Consider the following 3,939-nt stretch of genomic DNA (forward strand, 5'->3'; position numbering starts at 1 on the left):
GAGTGACTTTAATTTTTAGTAGTACCAGTGGTAGTACCGACAAAAACAACGTCATCTAAAATCATTACTTAACAAATAGATAAACGATAGAATCGAGTCCAGTAGCGGCACCAAATTAGGGTTCAATGCGAACCTATAAGAACCCGAAAAGCCATTTAAAACAAGCTTTTCGGGTTTTTTTATGTCCAAAGCTATTTAATGCCATTCCGTGACATCCACACTTTTAGGAGTACCAGACAAATACATCAAGTTGCGGTACTCTCCAAATAGCCAAATTAACAAACCCGTTAACCAATACAGAAGTAAAACAAGCCAAACCTAAAGATAAGCTTAATGATGGCGGTGGTTTATTATTAAGAGTTAAACCTAACGGCTTTGAAACTTGGATCTTCGATTACTAAGTAGCGAAAGATAAATTACCGAACTAATTCGCTCCATTATTAATCATTTCATGCGAAGTTTATGTGGTATTTACCCCCTATATTTGCAAGTATTTCAAATAAATTCGTTTCTAAAGATTTAAAAGAGTCATAAGAGGAAAAAATGCAAATTCGAGCTCTCATTAAACGTTCGTTTTTTGAGACAAACTTTTTAACATTACTCATTCCCTTAAACTCTGGAAATGTTTATCTTATTTCATCGTCTTATTTATCATACTCTCAAGAAGTCATTAAAATAGTGAATAATGAGAATATGAGCAGAAAAATTGTATATGCCAGGGTTTCCACAAATGATCAGGAACTCAATTTACAGATAGATGCTTTATTAAAGTAAGGCTACGATCGTTCTTCGATATTCACTGATCACGCATCCGGAGCAAAATCATCCCGCCCAGGTCTGGATAGTTGTCTTGAAGCTCTTTGTTCAGGAGACGTTTTAGTCGTCTGGCGGCTAGACAGACTTCGCAGATCTATGTCTCATTTAATTAACCTCATTGAATCCTTGATCGAAAAGAAGATTGGCTTTAAGTCCATTCAGGACGGAGCCATCGATACAACAACCGCTTCAGGAGAGTTGATGCTTAATATCTTTAGTGCTTTGTCTCAGTTTGAACGGCGGTTAATACAGGAACGAACAAACGCTGGTTTGGCAGCAGCAAGAGCAAGGGGAAGAAATGGCGGTCGCCCTAAGACAGGTATAAATAACCCGAAAGTCCAGGTGGCAAAGCAGATGCACCTGAATAATTCGTTATCTGTAGAATCTATGTGTGAATCGTTGTCAATATCCCGTGCAACCTTCTATCGTTATTTGGCAATGTAAAATTAGACGTAACCTGTGGGCTATGAATTTAAAGAGCTGCCGAGCAGTAACCGAAAAATCACGCGTTTATGCACAATCCCCCCTCTTAATTGCATTTCTTTTGAAATATTGGCGTTATGTTTATATGAATGTGCACCTTCGACCCGTAGTCGTCTTGCTCGGCTATTACCGCATTTGGTAATAGCACCTACTCGGCGTTTACCGCCGCTTGAATGTTCACTTGGCACAAGGCCTAAGTAACTCGTTAGTTTTCTTGGATGGTCGAACCGTGTTAAATCACCTAGCTCAGCGATAACACCTGTAGCGACCAATAGTCTGACGCCACGCATAGCTTGTACGGCTTTAACTACAGGGTAATACCGCCAATTTTTTACTTGATGCGTCAATTCGTTATCTAGCCTTTTCAAACGCTTTAGTCGCTCGGTAATGGTGGAAATGGCTTCTTGTAAAACGATTTGCTGACAAGGATGGGGCAAGACTAATTCAGCCAGCCAACGCAAGTGCTGTGATGACCAATTATCTTTTACTTTGCTATTAATATTGTTACGTAGCAGCAGTGCTTTTAGTTGGTATTTTGCGTCTTTTAAATCTTTCATACCGGTTTCACGAGCGCGTGATAAATCGTAAACGGCTTCATCTTCAGGCTCAGGGACATAGATAGGGGTTAAGTCTTCTGATTTAAGTAATCTAGCGAGATTGAGGGCATCACGTTTATCTGTTTTAATTTTGTCACCTGGCTTTTTAGGGATAAGCGAAGGTGCGATGACATAGCAGCAATGATTAAGACTGGTGAACAAGCGGTAAATCCAATAACCACAGGGACCTGCTTTATAAACAAAATGCAGGGTTGCGTCAGGATATTTTTATTGCAATTGTCATGCGAGTATTTTAAATGCGGCTTTGTTGCTGAGGATTTTACCTAAGTGGATCGGTTTTGCGCCACGTTGATCTTCAATGTAAGCCACTTCAGTAAATGTTTTATGGGTATCTAAGCCAATGAAAAGTATGTTATGTTTAATAATGTTGGCCTCTGTTTTATATTGTTGACACATATAGTATGGCTCTGGTTTGTATAGTGTAGTTCTGGTTTGTAAAATCACTCCATATCAGAGGCTAGCATCTCGTGGGGAGTCATTGTGTATAGGTGTTCATCAAGTTTGGAGTAAGTATGTCTTTTGAGAGAATAATGGGCTTAGATGTTATCAATGAAGAAGAGTATCAAAAATACCGTGAGAATATGATACCTATCCTTCATTCATTTGGTGGTAGTTTTGGTTTTGACTTCAAAATTAGTGAAGTATTAAAATCAAAAACAGATGACGTAATAAATCGGGTGTTTACTTTAGATTTTCCGAGCAAAAAAATCATGGAAGAGTTTTTCTCTAATCCAGCCTATCTTGCTGTTAAAGAAAATTTTTTTATACACTCTGTGAAATCAGTAACCATCATTTCTATGCATGAAAAAAACACCTAAGAAATTAAACTAGGACAAAAAACAGTGGGCTTTGCTCCTTCGTCGCTAATTTTAACCAACTATTTTTTACCTGTTAATAAGCGTTAGGTTTTAATCAATTATGGCATTTGAACGGATTCAGAAGCAAACTCATATAATCGCAGATAAAACAGTGTTTGTTTCTTATGATCGCTTTACAACACGTTTTGAAATCAAAAGTGAAAAAGAGGTTATATATTCCTCTTTAGTTTTACTTCCCATTAAAAAACCGAAAATACTTATCAATAATCAACAGTTTACTTTAAGTATATTTTGGCTTATTTTGTGGAAATCCCAATTGGTCAATACCGATGGCGTTGTTGTTAAAGAATTACTTCAACGACGCCGTAAAAAATCTATTGGTCTGCTTATTTATTTTGCGTTAATCAGCAGTGTTAAAATAGGTATTGGTTTGGTGGCTTAACAACCTATAAGAATTTCAAGCAGGACAATGATCTTCGGCCCGTTCCGCTTCGCTTCACATTTTAGCCAACGATTACTTAGCCGTTTATTGCAGCGTTACCGATACGATACAAAACCTAATCCAAAGTATTGATTGTCTTTAAAGGCTAATGTCTTCTTTGTGGCAAAAGTCAATGTTCAGATACGAGTTGCTAACTTCCGCTAAGCGTACGAACTTGACGTTAAGGTGAATACTCAATGTGTTATTTATATCTCAGATAGCTATCTCGAAAACAACCTCCTAGCTTTAGTTCATCTAACCACTTATTAATCTTAATCTCTAAATCCAAAACATCATCTCAGATAAGTCTAAATTTTTCACTATATCTGCTGGCGTATAACCATCATAAAACAACTCAAAAAAAATTTTCATTTTTGACTCCTTGCGTCTTTGTAAAACTCACCTTCATAACGGGCTTATTTAATAATTTATCTATGATATGTATCGTAAAAGAAATTAGAGGTTTAATAAGATTTGATAATATAGATTTCAGTCAGCTAGATGAGAGCTTCGTTAAAAGGAGTTGTAAAATAAAAGGAGGTCCATCCAAATATCTTATTTGTATTAAATCGCTTATAGTGGTCAACTAATTTTGCTCCATAAACGAAATGTTATCTGTTCGCTAGCGCGCAGTGAATTACCATAATTAAGCCCCATTTTCCTATAACTACCCAAAAAACTGTAAGCTTAATATTATCTGACTTTTCAAATTGGGCTTTATCTT

Annotated in this window: 4 protein-coding genes and 1 pseudogene; 4 read left to right on the plus strand and 1 reads right to left on the minus strand. The window is 36.8% G+C overall.

Translation table 11 applies throughout. The features are described 5' to 3' along the window. Positions 1–266 precede the first annotated feature (266 nt). Together ACJAT7_RS18375 and ACJAT7_RS18380 are read left to right on the plus strand one after the other, a co-directional pair. Positions 267–401 carry an integrase arm-type DNA-binding domain-containing protein gene (locus ACJAT7_RS18375; RefSeq protein ID WP_415228247.1) on the plus strand — a complete coding sequence of 45 codons (135 nt, stop codon included), beginning with the start codon at positions 267–269 and terminating at the stop codon, positions 399–401. A gap of 391 nt (positions 402–792) precedes the next feature. After that, entirely contained in the window at positions 793–1,260 is a 468-nt protein-coding gene (locus tag ACJAT7_RS18380; protein WP_415228248.1) for a recombinase family protein, read from the plus strand. A 56-nt stretch (positions 1,261–1,316) separates the two neighbouring features. On the opposite strand, the pseudogene ACJAT7_RS18385 reads toward ACJAT7_RS18380, so the two are convergent. Then, positions 1,317–2,282, minus strand: a pseudogene (locus tag ACJAT7_RS18385) (IS110 family transposase); the annotation flags it as partial. Positions 2,283–2,428: 146 nt separating this feature from the next. Between ACJAT7_RS18385 and ACJAT7_RS18390 the strand changes: the two are divergent. Continuing rightward, positions 2,429–2,734 carry a DUF1330 domain-containing protein gene (locus ACJAT7_RS18390; RefSeq protein WP_415228245.1) on the plus strand — a complete coding sequence of 102 codons (306 nt, stop codon included), beginning with the start codon at positions 2,429–2,431 and terminating at the stop codon, positions 2,732–2,734. 100 nt (positions 2,735–2,834) lie between these two features. Next, a complete protein-coding gene (locus ACJAT7_RS18395) occupies positions 2,835–3,176 on the plus strand; it encodes a hypothetical protein (protein WP_415228246.1) in 342 nt (113 codons plus the stop codon). The last annotated feature ends 763 nt before the right edge of the window (positions 3,177–3,939 follow it).

Origin of the sequence: Psychromonas sp. (assembly GCF_047632995.1) — a bacterium.
In the GTDB taxonomy this organism is placed as follows: domain Bacteria; phylum Pseudomonadota; class Gammaproteobacteria; order Enterobacterales; family Psychromonadaceae; genus Psychromonas.